Source organism: Paenibacillus chartarius (genome assembly GCF_042432825.1).
GTDB lineage: Bacteria > Bacillota > Bacilli > Paenibacillales > NBRC-103111 > Gordoniibacillus > Gordoniibacillus chartarius.
Window position 1 is genome coordinate 55,232 of sequence record NZ_JBHLWN010000110.1, and the last position, 16,526, is coordinate 71,757.

18 protein-coding genes are annotated in these 16,526 nt (G+C 57.3%); 3 read left to right on the forward strand and 15 right to left on the reverse strand.

The annotated features are described in order from the left end of the window. Positions 1-13: 13 nt before the first annotated feature. Entirely contained in the window at positions 14-1,282 is a 1,269-nt protein-coding gene (locus ACFFK0_RS27495) for an HD domain-containing protein (protein ID WP_377474020.1), read from the reverse strand. Between the two features lie 362 nt (positions 1,283-1,644). Between ACFFK0_RS27495 and ACFFK0_RS27500 the strand changes: the two genes are divergently transcribed. Then, entirely contained in the window at positions 1,645-1,899 is a 255-nt protein-coding gene (locus ACFFK0_RS27500) for an AbrB/MazE/SpoVT family DNA-binding domain-containing protein (RefSeq protein ID WP_134755896.1), read from the forward strand. Positions 1,900-2,138: 239 nt separating this feature from the next. On the opposite strand, the gene rsmI is transcribed toward ACFFK0_RS27500, so the two are convergent. The 7 genes from rsmI to darA form a co-directional block, all read right to left on the reverse strand. Then, the gene (gene rsmI, locus ACFFK0_RS27505; RefSeq protein ID WP_377474023.1) at positions 2,139-3,059 is read right to left on the reverse strand and encodes a 16S rRNA (cytidine(1402)-2'-O)-methyltransferase; all 921 of its coding nucleotides are present in this window, start codon (positions 3,057-3,059) and stop codon (positions 2,139-2,141) included. Between the two features lie 269 nt (positions 3,060-3,328). Then, a complete protein-coding gene (locus ACFFK0_RS27510) occupies positions 3,329-4,084 on the reverse strand; it encodes a tRNA1(Val) (adenine(37)-N6)-methyltransferase (RefSeq protein ID WP_377474025.1) in 756 nt (251 codons plus the stop codon). Positions 4,085-4,169: 85 nt separating this feature from the next. Continuing rightward, entirely contained in the window at positions 4,170-4,568 is a 399-nt protein-coding gene (locus tag ACFFK0_RS27515; protein ID WP_377474027.1) for an initiation-control protein YabA, read from the reverse strand. Positions 4,569-4,588: 20 nt separating this feature from the next. After that, entirely contained in the window at positions 4,589-5,392 is an 804-nt protein-coding gene (locus ACFFK0_RS27520; protein WP_377474029.1) for a PSP1 domain-containing protein, read from the reverse strand. A 1-nt stretch (position 5,393) separates the two neighbouring features. Further along, positions 5,394-6,377, reverse strand: coding sequence for a DNA polymerase III subunit delta' (gene holB, locus ACFFK0_RS27525; protein ID WP_377474031.1), 984 nt, complete (start codon positions 6,375-6,377; stop codon positions 5,394-5,396). A gap of 21 nt (positions 6,378-6,398) precedes the next feature. Beyond that, positions 6,399-6,845, reverse strand: a complete 447-nt coding sequence (locus tag ACFFK0_RS27530; protein WP_377474033.1) for a YaaR family protein — start codon at positions 6,843-6,845, stop codon at positions 6,399-6,401. 55 nt (positions 6,846-6,900) lie between these two features. Next, complete coding sequence (gene darA / locus ACFFK0_RS27535) at positions 6,901-7,230, reverse strand: cyclic di-AMP receptor DarA (protein ID WP_377474035.1); 330 nt, start codon at positions 7,228-7,230, stop codon at positions 6,901-6,903. Positions 7,231-7,728: 498 nt separating this feature from the next. Here darA and ACFFK0_RS27540 point away from each other — a divergent pair, with 498 nt between their 5' ends. Both ACFFK0_RS27540 and paiA read left to right on the forward strand, forming a co-directional pair. Then, positions 7,729-8,181, forward strand: coding sequence for a MarR family winged helix-turn-helix transcriptional regulator (locus ACFFK0_RS27540; RefSeq protein WP_377474037.1), 453 nt, complete (start codon positions 7,729-7,731; stop codon positions 8,179-8,181). Between the two features lie 27 nt (positions 8,182-8,208). After that, positions 8,209-8,730 (forward strand): spermidine/spermine N(1)-acetyltransferase, encoded by a 522-nt coding sequence (gene paiA, locus ACFFK0_RS27545; RefSeq protein WP_377474039.1) that lies wholly within the window; start codon positions 8,209-8,211, stop codon positions 8,728-8,730. A gap of 148 nt (positions 8,731-8,878) precedes the next feature. Here paiA and ACFFK0_RS27550 read toward each other — a convergent pair whose 3' ends face one another. From ACFFK0_RS27550 to ACFFK0_RS27580, 7 genes are all read right to left on the reverse strand, one after another. Continuing rightward, positions 8,879-9,274, reverse strand: coding sequence for a GtrA family protein (locus ACFFK0_RS27550; protein ID WP_377474041.1), 396 nt, complete (start codon positions 9,272-9,274; stop codon positions 8,879-8,881). Continuing rightward, complete coding sequence (locus ACFFK0_RS27555) at positions 9,271-10,248, reverse strand: glycosyltransferase family 2 protein (protein ID WP_377474043.1); 978 nt, start codon at positions 10,246-10,248, stop codon at positions 9,271-9,273. The genes ACFFK0_RS27550 and ACFFK0_RS27555 overlap by 4 nt, the downstream gene beginning before the upstream one ends. 20 nt (positions 10,249-10,268) lie before the next feature. Then, positions 10,269-12,572 carry a glycosyltransferase family 39 protein gene (locus ACFFK0_RS27560; RefSeq protein ID WP_377474045.1) on the reverse strand — a complete coding sequence of 768 codons (2,304 nt, stop codon included), beginning with the start codon at positions 12,570-12,572 and terminating at the stop codon, positions 10,269-10,271. Positions 12,573-13,016: 444 nt separating this feature from the next. Next, a complete protein-coding gene (gene tmk / locus ACFFK0_RS27565) occupies positions 13,017-13,676 on the reverse strand; it encodes a dTMP kinase (RefSeq protein WP_377474048.1) in 660 nt (219 codons plus the stop codon). A 5-nt stretch (positions 13,677-13,681) separates the two neighbouring features. Further along, the gene (locus ACFFK0_RS27570; RefSeq protein WP_377474050.1) at positions 13,682-15,391 is read right to left on the reverse strand and encodes an aminotransferase class I/II-fold pyridoxal phosphate-dependent enzyme; all 1,710 of its coding nucleotides are present in this window, start codon (positions 15,389-15,391) and stop codon (positions 13,682-13,684) included. Beyond that, positions 15,378-16,082: a rhomboid family intramembrane serine protease gene (locus tag ACFFK0_RS27575; protein WP_377474052.1), complete on the reverse strand. Its 705-nt coding sequence runs from the start codon at positions 16,080-16,082 to the stop codon at positions 15,378-15,380. The genes ACFFK0_RS27570 and ACFFK0_RS27575 overlap by 14 nt, the downstream gene beginning before the upstream one ends. Positions 16,083-16,324: 242 nt before the next feature. Further along, positions 16,325-16,513, reverse strand: coding sequence for a sigma factor G inhibitor Gin (locus ACFFK0_RS27580; protein WP_377474086.1), 189 nt, complete (start codon positions 16,511-16,513; stop codon positions 16,325-16,327). Positions 16,514-16,526 lie beyond the last annotated feature (13 nt).

The following is a 16,526-nucleotide window of genomic DNA, read 5'->3' on the forward strand; positions in this document are numbered from 1 at the left end:
GCCGCCAATCTCCTTAATCCGTAATCAGTTGAAGCAGCGCCTCGGGGCCGGATAGTCCCAGCTTGCCGATCCACTCCTCGGGGTAATACACATGATGCTTGCCGAGCTGCAGGCTGCTGATCGAGCGCACGATCTCGGACTTCTTCGTAATTTCGGTCAGCCGGCCGCCGTCATAGAGCAATATCGGCAGCTTCTCGTCGGCTTGACCCGGACGGTACACATCATAAGCAAGATCCGACGGGAAATCAAGCTCCATATAGCTTGCCGGATCGATGTCCACCTTCTGCATCAGCTCGATGATTCGCTGCAGCTTATATGGCTCGTACGGCTCCAGCACCATATACTTGAGCAGCTTCCGGTTGAGAAACCGGTCGCACAGATCGGACAAGATCGGGTCCGCCTCCCGGCTCCAGAACTGCAGCACCGTCTGCATCAACGCCTCGTCCAGCGCCAAGTAATCGTGCACCTTCATCCGATTCTCGAACAAGGCCTGCAAGGGCTGCAGCATGAAATTGAATGTATAGCTATCCTCATAAAGCCCTTTGGCTCTTTCGAATATTTTGTTAAGCAATATTTCGGCGGACCGCGTTACCGGGTGAAAATACACCTGCCAATACATTTGGTACCTCGCCATGAGATAGTCCTCCACCGCATGCATACCGCTCTCTTTGACGACGATATGCCCTTTGTATGGCCGGAGCACGCGCAGGATGCGTTCCAAATCGAAGGTACCGTAATTCACGCCTGTAAAATACGCATCCCGCAGCAAATAGTCCATTCGGTCGGCGTCGAGCTGCGAAGAAACGAGACTGACGACAATTTCTTCCTTGTAGGACTTGCATATGACGCCGGCGACCCGCTGGGGAAAATCGTCCGACACCCGCCGCAGAACCTCATTCACTTCCGTATCCCCGAGCACGATGCGGATCGTCCAATCCTCGTGGTGCATCCGGAACGCCTTCTCGATCGAATGGGAAAACGGACCGTGCCCGAGATCGTGCAGCAGTGCCGCACACAGGCAGAGCAGCCGCTCTTCGGCCGGCCAATCGTCGTATTGGTTGCGTTCGAATTGCGAAATGATTTTGCGGGTAATTTCGTAAACGCCGAGCGAATGCGAGAACCGGCTGTGCTCCGCCCCATGGAACGTCAGAAAGGAAGTGCCCAGCTGACGGATGCGTCGGAGACGCTGGAATTCGCGCGTGTTGATGAGGTCCCATATCGTCTGGTCTTGCACGTAGATGTACTTGTGGACAGGGTCTTTAAACACCTTTTCTTCTTGCATCTGCGTGACCTCCTCGGCTACAAAAGGGAATAGTTTTCATAATTTCGACATATAATGCTGATTTTCGTGTCGATATATGTCGAATATATTGAAATTGGGGGTAGTCAAGCTTCCAATTTTTTAGTACTATTTTACATGAGGACAGCTTTACTCTCAACTTTTCAAATAGTTGCAATTGCTTGTAATTCCAATACGACAGCCATACTCCGCCTGACATTCTAGGGATTACGTGGTAAAACTCGTCTATGAAATACAGAAAAATAGGTTGACTGTTTTGGGAATGAATGGTATCATAGTAATGAAAACGATGTCGAAATGTGCCGACAAAAATTTTACTACCTACACGGAAGGGGACTTCATAGATGATGAAATCCACTGGTATCGTTCGCAAAGTTGATGAGCTTGGCCGCGTTGTAATTCCAATCGAACTGCGCCGCACCCTGGGGATCGGCGAGAAGGACGCATTGGAAATTTATGTAGACGGCGAGCGCATCATGCTTAAGAAATATGAGCCTGCATGCATCTTCTGCGGCAACGCGGAGAACGTTACATACTTCAAAGGAAAAATTGTTTGCAATGTTTGCTTATCTGAGATGCCAACACCTGTGACAAAATAAGAATTATAGTATATAATAGAAATAAGCAACACCCAACTTCGGTAATTCTAACCTTTTTCATATCTCCTCTATGTCCCTAACTAAGGTCCCTTGCCTTGGATTAGGGATATTTTTTTTGTAAAGGAAAGAGCGGGGCTGCTGCGGATCAGAAATACGAGCACCGGTTCCCTCCTGATGTTCCCCTCCCCTCCCTCCCTTCCAGCCAACTGCATGCTGCCGGGATCACCCCGAGCACACTGCTACAACAATGCATTATAGATGTCGCGCTTGGAAACGCCGCGGTCGGCGGCGACTTTCTTGAGGGCATCCTTGCGGGTGTCGCCTTTGGCCTCATAGTGCGCGACATGGTCCTCTAGGGAAAGCTGCTCCCACCAGGCGTTGGCTGCGGCAAGCCGCGCTTCCGCGGAGGCGCCTTCCACGATAAGCACATATTCCCCTTGCGGCGGATGCTCGGCGAGATGCTGCAAGCATTCGGCGATCGTGCCGCGAGTAAATTCCTCGTAGCGTTTGGTCAGCTCGCGGGCGAGACAGATGCGGCGCTCTTCGCCGAGCGTTTCGGCCATTGCCTCCAGCGTCTTCTCCACGCGATGCGGCGATTCGTAAAACAGCATCGTCTCCGGCGCTGTCTGCAGGCGCTCAAGCGCTTGGCGCAGGTCTTTGCGCTCGCGGGGAGGGAAGCCGAGGAAGACGAAGCTGTCCGTCGGAAGCCCTGATGCGATCAAGCCGGTCAATGCGGCATTGGCTCCCGGAACCGGGATAACCGGGACCTCCGCCTCCACGGCCAGACGCGCCAAATCGGCGCCGGGATCGGATATCGCCGGCAGGCCGGCATCGCTGACGAGGGCGATGAGCTGGCCTTCGTCCCGCATCAAGCGAACGAGCTCGGGGCCGCTCGCCTGCTTGTTATGCTCGTGATAGCTGACCAGCCGGGTATGAATGCCGAAGTGCGAGAGCAGCTTGCGCGTCTGCCGCGTATCTTCGGCAGCGATGCAGTCCGCTTCGCGCAATATGCGCACGGCACGGTAGGTCATGTCCTCGAGGTTGCCGATCGGGGTAGCGACGAGGTAAAGCGCGCCGCTGCCGCCGGCATGGCGGGCTGTTGCGGCGGCTCCGGCGTAGGTGTTGGTGCCCGCCTGAGCGTCGGCCGGCGCACTTGCCATCGCCTCGCTCTCGAAGGCCTCGCCATCAAGGCGGTCGGGCGTTCCTTGCCGATCACCCGCGGGTTGCCCCTCGGCTTTAGTTGTATGTAGGTAACTGCGCTGTACTTGCAGCACGTGCGGGACGCCCCCTTTAGGTTAGTTGTTGCTGTCAAAGCTGAAAAGCATCGTTTAGGTTCCTGCTATGGGCCTCGGTCCGGACTTTAACGATGAAATACATCGTTACAGCTCACGCAAGCGCGTAAGCGTCGGCGAAAGAACCGCAACCGCCCTCACTCGAGCTCACTTGACTCCCCGTAAAAAATGCGTTGCAGCTCGTCCGTGTACTCGGTTTTGTTCTTGTACACGATAACCGGCGGCAAAGTGCGCAGCTCGGGCTTGCCGTCGCGCAGCCCCTCGACGAGGACCATATTGGCCTCGTCGCCGGCGCGCGGGTGCACGAAGCGAATCCGCTTCGGCTCGATCCGGTACTGCCGCATCAGCGTGCAGATATCGACGAGCCGATGCGGACGGTGCACCATCGCGACACGCCCGCCGGAGCGCGCGAGGCGGGAGGCCGCTTGCACGACATCCTCCAAGGTGGCGTGCAGCTCGTGCCGCGCGGCGGCAAAGTGCTCGTTCACGTTCTGATCCCCCGCCGGAACCGGCAAATAAGGGGGATTGACCGTGACGAGATCGTAGCCGCCGAAGCCGATATCGCGCGGCAGCTCGCGCAGGTCGCCGCGCAGCACCGTGATCCGCTCGTCCAAGCGGTTCAGCGCCACGCTGCGAGCGGCCATGTCGGCCAGCCGCGGCTGAATTTCCACGGCCAGCATCTGCGCCGCCGTGCGGGTTGTCAGCAGCAGCGGGATGACCCCGTTGCCGCTGCACAGGTCGATGATGCGGCCGCGCGGCGGCACGGTCGCGAATCGGGCCAGCAGGACGGCGTCAAGCGAGAAAGCGAACACCTCGTCGCTCTGAATAATGCGAAGATCGTGAGTCAGTAAATCGTCGATGCGCTCGGATGGGTGCAGAGAAACATTTTCCATGGGTAAGAGGGTCGATCCTTCCTATGTATACATGCAAGAAAACCGTAGAGCACGCGCTGACTGCGCGGCCCTACGGCACCTTCGGTTATTTGTTCAGGAATTGTATGCAGAACAGGCAATCGCCTTCGGTCCGCAAGTGGCCATAATGAATGTTGCAAATGTGAAAGCCTTCGTAATAGAGCCGGGCCAAGTTATCGTAGCCCTCTCCCGACGGTACTGTAGCCGTCTTCGTGCCGGCTGCGGCTCCGGCGGAAGCCGCCCCCTCCTTCGACATAGCGGTCTCGAGCACCAGGGCGGACCGTTCCGGCGCGAACGCCTCGTCCCGCTTGAGCAGCTTGCGCAGCTGCTGATTCTCGATCATCAGACGCTGGTTCTCTTCAATCAGCTCGACGAGCTTCGTCTTAATAGCGCCGAAATCGGCAAAGACAACGCCCAACTCCTTCTCGAGCCGCTCCATCCGTGAAAACATGTCTTGTTTATCCACTAAATGTCACCTCTCGGCGGCTATTCCTGCTCCACCACGTCGTCGAAAGGAAGATCCAACGTCTTGCCCAAATCGAACAGCAGCACCTTGGCGGTACGCTCGCTCGCATTAAGAGCAATGACCTTCCCGTTGCCGTATGACGTGACGACGATTCGGCCGACGGTAGGCATGCTGTCCTTTGCGCTTTCGTAGTTATCATGCTCGTATTTGAGGCAGCACATCAGCCTGCCGCACAAACCGGATATTTTCGTTGGATTCAGCGACAAATTCTGGTCCTTGGCCATCTTGATCGACACCGGCTCGAAATCGCCGAGGAACGAAGAGCAGCACAGAATACGGCCGCAAGGACCAATCCCGCCGAGCATCTTCGCTTCGTCGCGCACCCCGATCTGGCGCAGCTCGATACGCGTGCGGAAAATACTTGCCAAATCTTTGACAAGCTCCCGGAAATCGACCCGGCCTTCGGCGGTAAAATAAAAAATAATTTTGTTGCGGTCAAACGTATATTCAACGTCCACCAGCTTCATGCCGAGCTTGTGCTCGCGCACCTTGTTCTGGCAAACGGCCATCGCATCCTTGGCGGCGTTCTTGTTTTCTTCCACCAGCTTCGCATCGGCCTGATCAGCGACGCGAATGACCTTCTTCAGCGGAAGCACAACATCGCCTTCGCCGACAACCTTCTTCCCGATTACAACTTTACCGTATTCAACTCCGCGTGCCGTTTCAACAATAACGGCGTCTTCTTTGTCGATGGGAAGGTTGCTCGGGTCAAAGTAATAGATTTTGCCCGCTTTCTTGAAACGGACGCCTACTACCGAGTACATGTTACCCCCCCTGAATGGAGATGATCGTCTTCTCTAATAATAATTGCGGGTTCGCGTTGGAGCGCAGACGCTTCTGCAGCTCAAGCGCTTGACCGGTAATACGGATCCACTCGCGCACATCCTTCGTGCGGGCGATCTGCGCCATCCAATCGGTCTGATCCTTGTATACGAGGTGCTCCTGACGCATCAGGGTCAGCTGCACCATATCTTTCAACCAAAGCACCAATAAATCATAAAATGTAGGCAAGTGCTCGGCAAGCTCCGACTTCGCCAGCCGCTGCTGAATCGTCATGAACGCTTGCGGGAAACGGGTGCACGCTTCTCTCGCTAATTGTATCACTACGTTTCTCATTTCTGCAAACCAGGGAGCGGTGACCAGCTCGCGGGCTGCATCGACTCCTGCGGCCAGGTGCACGGCCGGAAGAATAAGCGGGAGAGCATGTCCTTCCTGCTGGAGCACGGTAACCATATCGCCGCGCGGCATCGGAGTGAACGAGATCCACTGCGCTCGCGATTGAATGGTCGGCAGCAAGCCGTTGCCGTTCTCGGTGATCAGAATGGCGACGACGCTCGAGGCTGGTTCCTCCAGAAACTTCAGCAGCGAGTTCGCAGCCTGGCTCGTCATCCGTTCAGCTTGGACGAGTATATAAATTTTCGTGGCCGAGGCCGTCGCCTTGTAAGCGAACTCCTTCTGCAGCGCACGGATTTGATCGATCTTAATGGTCTGGCCTTCCGGCTCGACGATATGAATATCGGGGTGATTGCCGTGCGCCACCTTCCGGCAGTCGAGGCATTCCCCGCAGGCATCCTGATCCTCGGTGCGGTGCCGGCAGTACAAAGCCTTCGCCAAAGCGAGCGCCATCTGCCTGCGCCCCGTACCGACGGGACCGCTGAAAATATACGCATGAGACACCTTGCCGCGCCGCAGGCTGTTCTGCAGCATACGCTTCGCGGCCGGCTGTCCCGGAATCGCTTTGAAGGACATGCTTCGGTACTTCCTTTATGTTTAAAATAAAATATTGATCAGCAGGCCGCGGATTTCGCCGATCGAATGGAGAATGGCAAGCCGCCCCTGCTCGCTGTCGACCAGCTCGTCCGCCAGCTTCGTCAAGTGGCTGTCGATCTCGTCCAGCAGCTTGTAACGCCGGGTGCGGCCGCGGCGGTCCCAGCCCTTCGTCTCTTTCAGGCCGACGCCGCGGCGCGCGGTTTCCTCCAGAAATTGCTTCACCAGCGCCTTGTACATCCGCAGGCTCCGCACCGTCATCGAGCGGGAGAGCCGATCGCCCTGCAGCTTAATCTGCTCCGCCATCCGGTTCAGCTGCTCGCCGTCAAGCGCGTGCTCCTGCTGAAGCATCGTATCGGCGAAGCTGCGGGCCGGAGCCTCGCGGGAGGCTAGGCTGTCGGCGCGCTTGATGCTGCCGGGAGCGGGCTGCATGCCGGGATTGATTTTCACGATCGGTCACCTGTCTTTCGGGTTGAAGTGGTCAGCTTCGCCTGCGGCGAATGATTTAGAAATGCTCAAAGCGCTCCACCGGTACGACGAACACGGCTGCACCGCCGACTTGGACCTCGACCGGGAACGGAATGTACGAATCGGTCGTGCCGCCCATCGGAGATACCGGGGTCACGAGCTGCTCGCGAACCTTGCAGTTGGCACGGATAACCTTGAGCACATCGGGAACGCGCTCGTCCTCCGTACCGATCATGAAGGTGGTGTTGCCTGCTCGCAGGAAGCCGCCCGTCGAGGCCAGCTTCGTTGCGCGGAAGCCCTCTTGAATGAGTGCATTGGAAAGACGGTTGCTATCCTTGTCTTGAACAATGGCAATGACGAGTTTCATCGGCATGCGCCTCCTTTTTCATATTATAACTTAAAATCACTAAGAATGGGCAATTAGCAAACGTTTACAATGTCGTCTCCCTGAAAATTGTGGAAGTGTAGTACTATTTGACACGATCGATGCAAATTCCTGCCTGATCGTGCGGGCTTATGTACTATTATAAGCGGGATGGGCGGATTTGGTGCATCGTTAGGTACGGGACGTGCGGGGCGGGGACGATTTGCATGTGATGCTGCTGTTTCATTTTCCCGTCAATACGGAGGGCAATGAAGTGCCTTTATACCGATGGGCAACACGAAAATGACGTTGGCTGCTGTATCGGATGCCAATGTGTAAACATCTCACGACTTCAAATTCCACCCACGTACACCCTCATCAGACCGCCAAGAATCGATTTTATGTCAAAACTTTTTTATTGCAATTACAACAAAATTGGATTAGAGTAATTTTACGTCCTTATGCTGCATTTGCAATAAAAAACTGGCCAAGGGGTTCGTTATGAAAGAAATTCTTCGTGAAATCGGAATGATAGCAAGGGCATTGGATTCTATAAGCAATATAGAATTTAAAGAATACGATCTTACAAAGGGGCAGTATTTGTACCTTGTGCGAATATGTGAAAACCCGGGAATCATTCAAGAAAAGGTAGCAGAGCTGATAAAAGTAGATCGAACGACAGCCGCACGTGCTATAAGCAAGCTTGAAGCGAATGGATTTATCGAAAAGAAAGACGATCCCCATAACAAAAAAATCAAAAAACTCTTTCCAACGGAGAAAGGGATAAGTATTTATCCTTTTATAAGAAGAGAAAATGATTATTCAAATAGCGTTGCATTAAAGGGATTTTCCGAAAGAGAAGCAGATACCCTCTTCAACCTTCTACAAAGGGTAAGACTAAATATAGAAAAAGACTGGGAATTTGTAAAAAAGGGAAACGAGAGAAATTATTGATTATTGATAAGGGAGCGGCATATTCAAATGACTGGAAATATAAAAAAGTGTACTCTTGATGATTTGCGAGCTCTTCAAGAGATTAGTTATGAAACCTTTAACGAGACATTTAGGCATCATAATTCACCTGAAAATATGTATGCTTACCTGGAAAGGGCATTTAACTTAAAGCAATTGGAAAAAGAATTATCCAATAAGCACTCTCAATTCTTTTTTGCTTATTTTAACAATGAAGTTGCCGGGTATGTAAAGGTCAACACTGACGATGCGCAGTCTGAAAAAATGGGTGATGAATCACTTGAAATCGAGAGGATTTATATAAAGGGCAAATTTCAAAAGCATGGACTTGGCAAATATCTGCTAAATAAAGCTATGAACATAGCGGTGGAACGTAAGAAAAAGAAAATATGGCTAGGCGTATGGGAAAAAAACGAAAACGCCATTGCCTTCTACCATAAAATGGGGTTTGTTCGGACGGGAGCCCACTCCTTCTATATGGGGGATGATGAACAAGTCGATTTGATCATGACCAAAACACTAACGGAATGATAGTTCGGCTGCACCTTCGTGGCCGGCAGCAGACGGGTGCCGAGACCGGCGGCGGGGATGCTCGCTTTCCTACTTTCATGTCCATTCCTCCGTTCCGGTAACTGTTCGATTCTCCGGATGAGCTCTTCAACGTCCATGCAAAGGTGCACTAAACGGTTTCCCGAACCGGCTCCGCCCCCGGCTTGAATACCCAATACCGGCTCCCCGCATACCCGAGCATCGTTCCGGCCGCCATTGAGGCGAGCTTGCTGTACAGCACCGGAATGTTCAAGTATTCGTGCAGGCAAAACAGCATTCCGGCGGAGACGCCCAGCGCAAGCAAATTGAGAACAGCAAACCGGGCCATGATGAGGCGGCCTTGGCGCGATGATTTACCGAACGTCCAATTCCGGTTCCAAACATAGCTGTTGGCCACACCGCACATATAGGAAATGATCTGAGCCAGCATAGCAGGCGTCCCCGTCATGACCAGAACCGTGAACAATCCTAGATCCACGACGGAATTCATCACGCCGACCAATCCGAATTTCAGCAGCCGCTTCATACCCGGACCCCCGTCCTCTTCACGAGCATGTCTTTCCGCTTCATACCGTGGCATTCCCGTACGATGTAGAGCGGCCGCCCCTTCGTTTCATCGTAAATGCGCCCGACGTACTCGCCCAGAATGCCGAGCATCAGCAGAATGAAGCCGTTAAAAATCAGCATGATCGCAATCAGCGACGGCCACCCTTGATGGGTGGAAGTCGTGAAGAGCGCCATGTACAGCACATACAGCAGGTAGAGAAACCCGGCTCCGGACAGCAGCATCCCTGCGTATCCCGCCAGCTTGAGCGGCTTGTACGAGAACGAGGTCAGACCGTCCAGGCTCAGCTTGATCATCCGCTTCAGCGGATATTTCGTCTCGCCGGCCAGGCGTTCGTCGCGCTCGTATTCGATCGCCGTCTGGCGGAAGCCGACCCAGCTCACAAGACCGCGGACGAACCGGTTGTTCTCGGGAAGCCTCTTCAGCTCGTCGCAAACACGGCGGTCCATTAAGCGAAAATCCCCCGTATCGAGCGGAATGTCGATCTCGGCGGAGGCGCGCAGCACCCGGTAGAACGCCGCCGCCGTCCACTTTTTGAACCGCGTCTCGCCGCTTCGTTTCACCCGCTTGGCGCAGACGACTTCGTAGCCCTCCCGCCATTTCTCAATCATGCTTAGGATGAGCTCAGGAGGATCCTGAAGGTCGGCGTCGATAATGACCACCGCATCGCCCTCCGCATAGTCCATGCCGGCCGTAATGGCGATCTGATGCCCGAAGTTGCGGGAGAAGTCGATCAGCTTCACCGTCTCGTCCCAGAAGCTGTATTCCTTGATAATCTGCGCACAGCGGTCCCTGCTTCCATCGTTAATAAAGATCAGCTCGTACGACTCCCCGGTTCTGCTCATGACATGCTTCAGCCGCCGGTACGTCTCCTGAATGACAGCCTCCTCGTTGTACATCGGGATGATGATGGAATACGTCGCCTTTGCCGTCATGCGTCATCTCTCCTTTGGTTTTAGAGTGTCACTTTGTAGAGGGTCATCGCGCCTCCGCGCCCTCCCGGCATGTTCGTGCCATTGCCGCTGCCGCTCGCCGTCGATCCCCACTCCGAGCTCGAAACGACCGTTCCGTGCTCCTGAATCCACGCGGTCAGCTCCGGGCTGCCGCTGCGTCCGCCCATACCGCCGCCGGAAATGAGGAAGTAGGTGAGGTCGCCGCTCTTGACCAGCTCCTCGAGCTCCGCCGTTGTGTAAACCGGATCGCTGCCGGAGAAGCCGCCCAGCGTAATCACCTGCGCCCCGTAGTTAATGATGGAAGGCGCCGCCGCATTGTAGTCCGTCGTCGCGAACAAATATTTGCCTCGGGCGTTTTGCTTCAAGTAGTTATACAGATTTACGTCGGCCTGTTGGTTGTCGCCCATGCCGGGCCCGCGATCATCTGCTCCGCCGTCGCTGCGCGTGCCGTTGCGGCGCGCTGCCGTACCGTCTTGGGCGGTTGCCGGGATTGCGTTCTCCGCTGCATCTGCCGTCTGGCCCGGCCGCGCGCCGGTTTGCCCGTCTGCCGGTTGAGTCGGCTGCCGGCCCGGCAGATTGCCTTGTGCCATACCCGGAGGCATTCCCATTCCTTCACGGCCGTTCGCGGAGCCCGGACCGGCTTGCGGCAGCATGCTGTTCTGTCCGTATGCGATCGGCGTCGCCGCCCAATAGGTCGGACCCACGAACAAAACGAGCAGTCCGGCGAGAGCGGCGGCTTGCGCCATTTTCCCGTCTCGTTGTCGCCAGACCACAAGAAGGAGAGCGGGCGCTACGCCGCCGATGGCGATGCCGAGCGACCAGGCGCTGCCGATCGTGCTGTTGTAAGGCTGAACGATATACCACTGGAACAAGCCCGTCACCGCGACTGCCGCCGGCAGAAGCCAGCTTTGCCAGCCGGTGCGGCTGCTATACGCCTGCCATAGCTCCACCGCCCCTGAGCCGACTAGCGCCGCAATCGGCGGAGCGAGCATGATCAAATAATAATGGTGAAAAAATCCCGCTACACTGAAGAAGGCCATCGCCGGAATCAGCCATGCGAGCCAGAATACCGTTTCGCGATGCTTCTCGGTGGTCGCTCTTCTGCGCCACCCGGCAAGAAGCGCGATGCTCGCGAATGCGGCGAACGGAATCAGCCAGCTTGCTTGCCCGCTAAGCGCGGATTGGAACAGGCGCAGCGGGCCTTTCGTGCCGGTGCCGAACATTCCGCCGCTGCCGCTGCCGCCCGGCCCGCCTTGGCCGAACGGACCGTTCGAAGACGCCGCTCCGTCTGTCGCCCAAGCGCCGGGTGCGGCGCCGGCTCCGATTGGTGCGGCTCCGCCCATGCCTTCTGCCGCAGAAGCGCCACCGGCGCCGTCGGGTACACCGTCGGCTCCGTTTGGTGCGGCTCCGCCCATACCGTCTGCCGCCGAAGCGCCACGGGCCCCGCCGGCTCCGTCAGGTGCTGCTGCCTGAGGCCTACTGCCGTCATCCCGGCTGCCTTGGCCGGGTCCTTGGCTGCCGGTCAACCGCGAAATCCCGTTATAGCCGAAAGCCAGCTCCAGCACCGAATTCGTTTGCGAGCTTCCGATGTACGGACGCTGGTCCTGCGGTACCGCTTCGACGACGAGTGCCCACGATAACGAGGTGATCAGCAATATGGCGGTTGCGCCGGCCAGCCAGCTCAGCTTTGTCTTCCACTTGACCTTGGCCGCGAGCCAGAAGAACAAGTAGACGGCCGGTACGATCATATAGGCTTGAAGCATTTTCATATTAAAGGCAATCCCGATGACCGCGAACGAACCGAGCAGGCTGAACAGGCTGTTGTGCTTAACCGCACGGAACAGCAGCGACACGCTCACGAGCAAAGTGAACACCAGCATACTATCGATGTTGTTTGTCCTGGCGACTGCCACTGCAATCGGAGTGCAGGCCATCGTTAAGGCGCTGAGCCGTGCCGCAGCCAGTCCGAAGGTCGGCTTGACAAGCCGGTACAACAGCCATACGGATCCGACACCGGCCAAAGCCTGAGGCAAAATCACGCTCCACCCGTACAAGCCGAACACGTATGCGCTAAGCGTCTGTATCCAAAACACGACCGGAGGCTTATCGACCGTTACCGACCCCGCCGGGTCAAGGGACGCGTAGAAAAAGTTATGCCAGCTCTGCAGCATACTTGCCACTGCCGTTGTGTAGTAGGTATTCGCATACGTTTCCGTCCAGATGTTATACCCGTTCAAACATGCAGACAGCAGCATAATTCCGACTAACAGGAAGTCTACCCGCCATTTTCGCGTTGCACTGCTCATCGTGATTTCCACCCCTTGCCTCATTTGTTGCAACTTGATGCTTTCATTATGGGATGGCTTGCTGAGCTGCACATGAACGGAAACTGAAAATTCACTGAAAGAAGGTGCAAAGGGAAGAGACGGGGTATGCTCGAAAAAATTTGCTGCTGTGAGTAATACAGACCTGTAGATGGCCTAGATAACGGATTTTGGAGGCGTTATTTTACATGTTGGCAGCCGGAAAACCGAAATAACGGACCGACGGGGACCTATTTGTCCAGGTAGCCCCTCTAACAACACATTTACCCGGTAATAAGAGTCTGCAAATCCGCTATTCGGCTGCGTATGTTCCAATTGGTGCGTTTAGCTCCCTGCCAATCCGTTATTTCATGCGTGACACGGTTATATACAAAAAAACTGACTCCCCCCTCGGCAGGAATCAGTTCTCAGGCTGCTCACGCTATATTATAGAGGCAGCCGGTCTCCCAGCTTTGCGCGTAGCGCAGTCAGCGTATCGGCAAAGACGGTATCCAGATCCGGCTCGGCGTCAATGCGGACGATTCGCTCCGGGAACCGGCGAAGCAGCTCTTCGTACCCGGCGCGGACACGCTCATGGAAAGCGAGCCCCTCCAGATCGAGCCGGTTCACCTCGCGGTCGGCGTTGGCGTGAATGCGGCGCATGCCGGTTTCCGGGGACACGTCAAAATAGAGCGTCGCATCCGGCATCAAAGAGCCAATGGCGAAACGGTTGATCTCGTAGATTTCATCGATGCCAAGTCCTCGCGCGCAGCCTTGATAAGCGAGCGAGCTGTCGACGAAGCGGTCGCACAACACAATGGCGCCGGCGTCGAGCGCCGGCGCGACCTTCTCGGCGAGATGCTGCCGGCGGGCCGCCGCATACAGCAGCGCCTCCGTCCGTGCGTCCATCGCGGTATGTGCAACGTCGTGAATCACCTCGCGGATCCTCTCGGCGATCGGGATGCCGCCCGGCTCGCGCGTCGTCATCACCTCGATGCCCCGCTCCCGGAAATAGTCGGCCAGCCGCAGCAAGATCGTCGATTTGCCTGCACCCTCGCCGCCTTCGGTCGTGATGAATATCCCTCTATTTTGCATGGCGTTTTGCATTGGCGTTAAGTCCCCTCGTCGGTTGAGATGATGTCCAGCTCGGTCAGCTTGCCGCTCGGCGTACCGTGAAAGCGGGCGCCCTGCTCAGCGAGCTGCTGCAGGTAAGCGGCGGTACCCGGCGTAATCCGTTCGCCGGGGTACAGCACCGGGATACCGGGCGGGTACGGCACGACCATCGCCGCGGCGACATGGCCGGCGGCGGCGTGCAGCGGCACGCGGCGCACGCTGCCGCCGGCGGCGGGGCCGGTCACCGCGAAGCGGACCGGCTCCGCCGAAGCCGCTGCCGGAAACGGCAGCGGCCTGGCCCCCGGACCGCGCAGCGGGCGGTCCGGCAGCCCGTGCCGCCGCGCGACCGCGTCCAGCGCGGCGCACAGGCGGGCGGCGTCCTCCGCGGTGGACGCCGGGCCAAACGCGAGCAGCGCATGCTCGGGCGTAGCCAGCTCGGCGAAGCAGCCGAGCCGCTCGAGCTCGCGCTGCAGCGCGTAGCCGTTCAAGGTGCCGGTGGCGTCCCACACCGTCACCTTGAACGGGTCGAGCGCATCGCCCCGGCCAGGGGGCGATGCGCCTTCCTCTGCGAGCGAGCCGTACCACGGCTGCTCGCGGAGCCAGCGCCGCGCGGACTGCGCGGCCGCGAGCCCGCGCGCCAGCTGCGCGCGGCCCGCCGCCGTATGCACCCGGCGGCGGGCGAGGTCCAGCGAGGCGAGGATCGGATACGACGGGCTCGAGCTCTGCAGCATTGCAAGCAGACGGGCTACGGCGGCCACGTCGACGCGCGGCGACGGCTTGACAGGCACAGACGCCGTCACAACCTCGCCCGCCGCGCTATCCGCATTCGCCGCCCCCGTCCGCCTCAACTCCCGCTCCGATACCGGTCCATGATGCCCCCCGCTCCCGACCATACCGCTGTCCGCCCGCCCGACATGCAGCATCGCGCCCATCGTCATGGCGGTCAGCATCTTGTGCGTCGACTGAACGACAAGATCAGCCCCGCAAGCGAGCGCCGATGGCGGCAGCTCCGGATGGAAGCCGAAATGCGCCCCGTGCGCTTCATCCACCAAGAGCGGCTTCCCATAAGCGTGAAGCAGTTCGGCCAGCTCGCGCAAATCGGCGGCCATCCCGTAATAATTCGGATTCGTCACGAGCAGCCCGCGGGCTTCCGGATACTTGTCCAGCGCAGCGCGGACATCCGCGATCTCTACACCGCCCGCAATCCCGGTCAGCGGATCGAGCTTCGGCGGCAGGAATACGGCCCGCGCTCCGGCCAGCATCAACCCGTGCAGCACCGATTTGTGAACGTTGCGCTGTACGAGCAGCAGCTCGTCCCGGCCGCAGACGGATAGGATCATCGCTTGGTTGCCGACAGTAGAGCCGCCAACAAGGAAAAAGGTACGCGCCGCCCCGAAGCATTCGGCCGCCAGCTCCTCCGCCTCGCGAATCGCCCCTTCCGGCTGATGCAGGTCGTCGAGGCCGGTAATCTCGGTCAGGTCAAGTCTCAGCAGCGCATCGTAATACCGTCTTTCCGCTTCAAGCCAATCGCCGTCCTCCCTGTCCAGCCGGTCCGCTCCAGGCGAGCCTCCTGCGCCCCCAGCAAAGCCCGCTTCCCTTACCGCTTGACCGGACTTATGCCCCGGCACGTGAAACGACGCATGTCCCGCCTCCGCATGCCGAACGAGCGCCTCGAACAAAGGCGCCCGAGCTTCATTAGCGAGGGTCATGGCGCCGTTCCTCCTCATCGTTAAGCCCGGCTCCACCGAAGGCTTCATCATCCGATGCCGGAACGCTCCGGCGCGGCGGCACCGGCACCCACGGCGTCAATCGCGCCTTCGGACCGACCCCCAGCAACCCGAACAGCAGCCCGCCGAGAAAGCCGCCCAGATGCCCCTGCACGCTAATGCCCGGCATGATGAACGTTCCAAGCCAGCCTACGATAATCCAGCCCCATACGATTTGGATAGAAGCGCGGTCCAGCAAATCCTTGCGCCGCAGCGCCATTACGGCCAGCGTGCCGAGCAGCCCGTAGCCGAAGCCCGAAGCCCCGACGCCTGCACTGTTGCCGATGACAAACACAAGCCCCGACGTCGTCAGCACGGACAGAACGAACAAAGCAAACAGCCGGAGACGGCCCAGCATGTACTCGAGCGGCGGCCCGACGATAATCATAAACACTACGTTCATGATCACATGCATCCATCCCGAATGCAGGAATGCATAGGTCACGAAGCGCCAAGGCTCCCCCCGCTCCAAGGCATCCGGCAAAATCCCGCCATACACATACACCGCCTCCGGCTGATCCTCCCCAAACCGCAAAAGCGTATAAAGAAACACGGCAGCATTCACCGCAATAATCAAACTCAGCAGCGGGTAACGCTGCAAAAATTGCCGCATAGTTTCCGTTCGCGTAAACATTCCGGCCCCTCCAATATATAGAACATGGCCAATCAGTCCCATTATATCTCATCCGGCCATTCCTGTCCCGTTCGGCCGCGGAATCCCCGGTCCATCCCGCCCGTACGGCGTTCCAGCTCACCCGCATCATTGGGGCAAAATAAAAACACCCCCGCGCAGAATCCCGAAAAGCGCCAAGCGCCGTCCCTGGCGGGCCGCAGCTTGCGGCTCCCGCACCGTCTGCCGGAAGTGTATCCTGTTTCCTATGCGTCTTTCTTATAGAAAATCTGCTTCATCTGATGTACGAAGAACGGATATTTGACATCCGCCACATCGGTCCTTACAATCTCGGTCTCGCAATCCTGACAAATGAAGCCGTATAAAATATGGATCCCATCCGTCCGCTCCTGACCGCATATCATGCATGGCGCCGGCGCCCGCTGTTCTTCCATAGCCATCACCTCG

Excerpts from the sequence above, each read along its gene's own strand:
- holB (WP_377474031.1), bottom strand. The coding sequence starts at position 6,377 with ATGTCCTTCAAAGCGATTCCGGGACAGCCGGCCGCGAAGCGTATGCTG.
- tmk (WP_377474048.1), bottom strand. The coding sequence starts at position 13,676 with ATGCAAAACGCCATGCAAAATAGAGGGATATTCATCACGACCGAAGGC.
- ACFFK0_RS27570 (WP_377474050.1), bottom strand. The coding sequence starts at position 15,391 with ATGACCCTCGCTAATGAAGCTCGGGCGCCTTTGTTCGAGGCGCTCGTT.
- darA (WP_377474035.1), bottom strand. The coding sequence starts at position 7,230 with ATGAAACTCGTCATTGCCATTGTTCAAGACAAGGATAGCAACCGTCTT.
- rsmI (WP_377474023.1), bottom strand. The coding sequence starts at position 3,059 with ATGGCAAGTGCGCCGGCCGACGCTCAGGCGGGCACCAACACCTACGCC.
- ACFFK0_RS27550 (WP_377474041.1), bottom strand. The coding sequence starts at position 9,274 with ATGAAGCGGCTGCTGAAATTCGGATTGGTCGGCGTGATGAATTCCGTC.
- ACFFK0_RS27500 (WP_134755896.1), top strand. The coding sequence starts at position 1,645 with ATGATGAAATCCACTGGTATCGTTCGCAAAGTTGATGAGCTTGGCCGC.
- ACFFK0_RS27560 (WP_377474045.1), bottom strand. The coding sequence starts at position 12,572 with ATGAGCAGTGCAACGCGAAAATGGCGGGTAGACTTCCTGTTAGTCGGA.
- ACFFK0_RS27520 (WP_377474029.1), bottom strand. The coding sequence starts at position 5,392 with ATGTACTCGGTAGTAGGCGTCCGTTTCAAGAAAGCGGGCAAAATCTAT.
- ACFFK0_RS27510 (WP_377474025.1), bottom strand. The coding sequence starts at position 4,084 with ATGGAAAATGTTTCTCTGCACCCATCCGAGCGCATCGACGATTTACTG.
- ACFFK0_RS27540 (WP_377474037.1), top strand. The coding sequence starts at position 7,729 with ATGAAAGAAATTCTTCGTGAAATCGGAATGATAGCAAGGGCATTGGAT.
- ACFFK0_RS27580 (WP_377474086.1), bottom strand. The coding sequence starts at position 16,513 with ATGGAAGAACAGCGGGCGCCGGCGCCATGCATGATATGCGGTCAGGAG.
- paiA (WP_377474039.1), top strand. The coding sequence starts at position 8,209 with ATGACTGGAAATATAAAAAAGTGTACTCTTGATGATTTGCGAGCTCTT.
- ACFFK0_RS27495 (WP_377474020.1), bottom strand. The coding sequence starts at position 1,282 with ATGCAAGAAGAAAAGGTGTTTAAAGACCCTGTCCACAAGTACATCTAC.
- ACFFK0_RS27575 (WP_377474052.1), bottom strand. The coding sequence starts at position 16,082 with ATGTTTACGCGAACGGAAACTATGCGGCAATTTTTGCAGCGTTACCCG.
- ACFFK0_RS27555 (WP_377474043.1), bottom strand. The coding sequence starts at position 10,248 with ATGACGGCAAAGGCGACGTATTCCATCATCATCCCGATGTACAACGAG.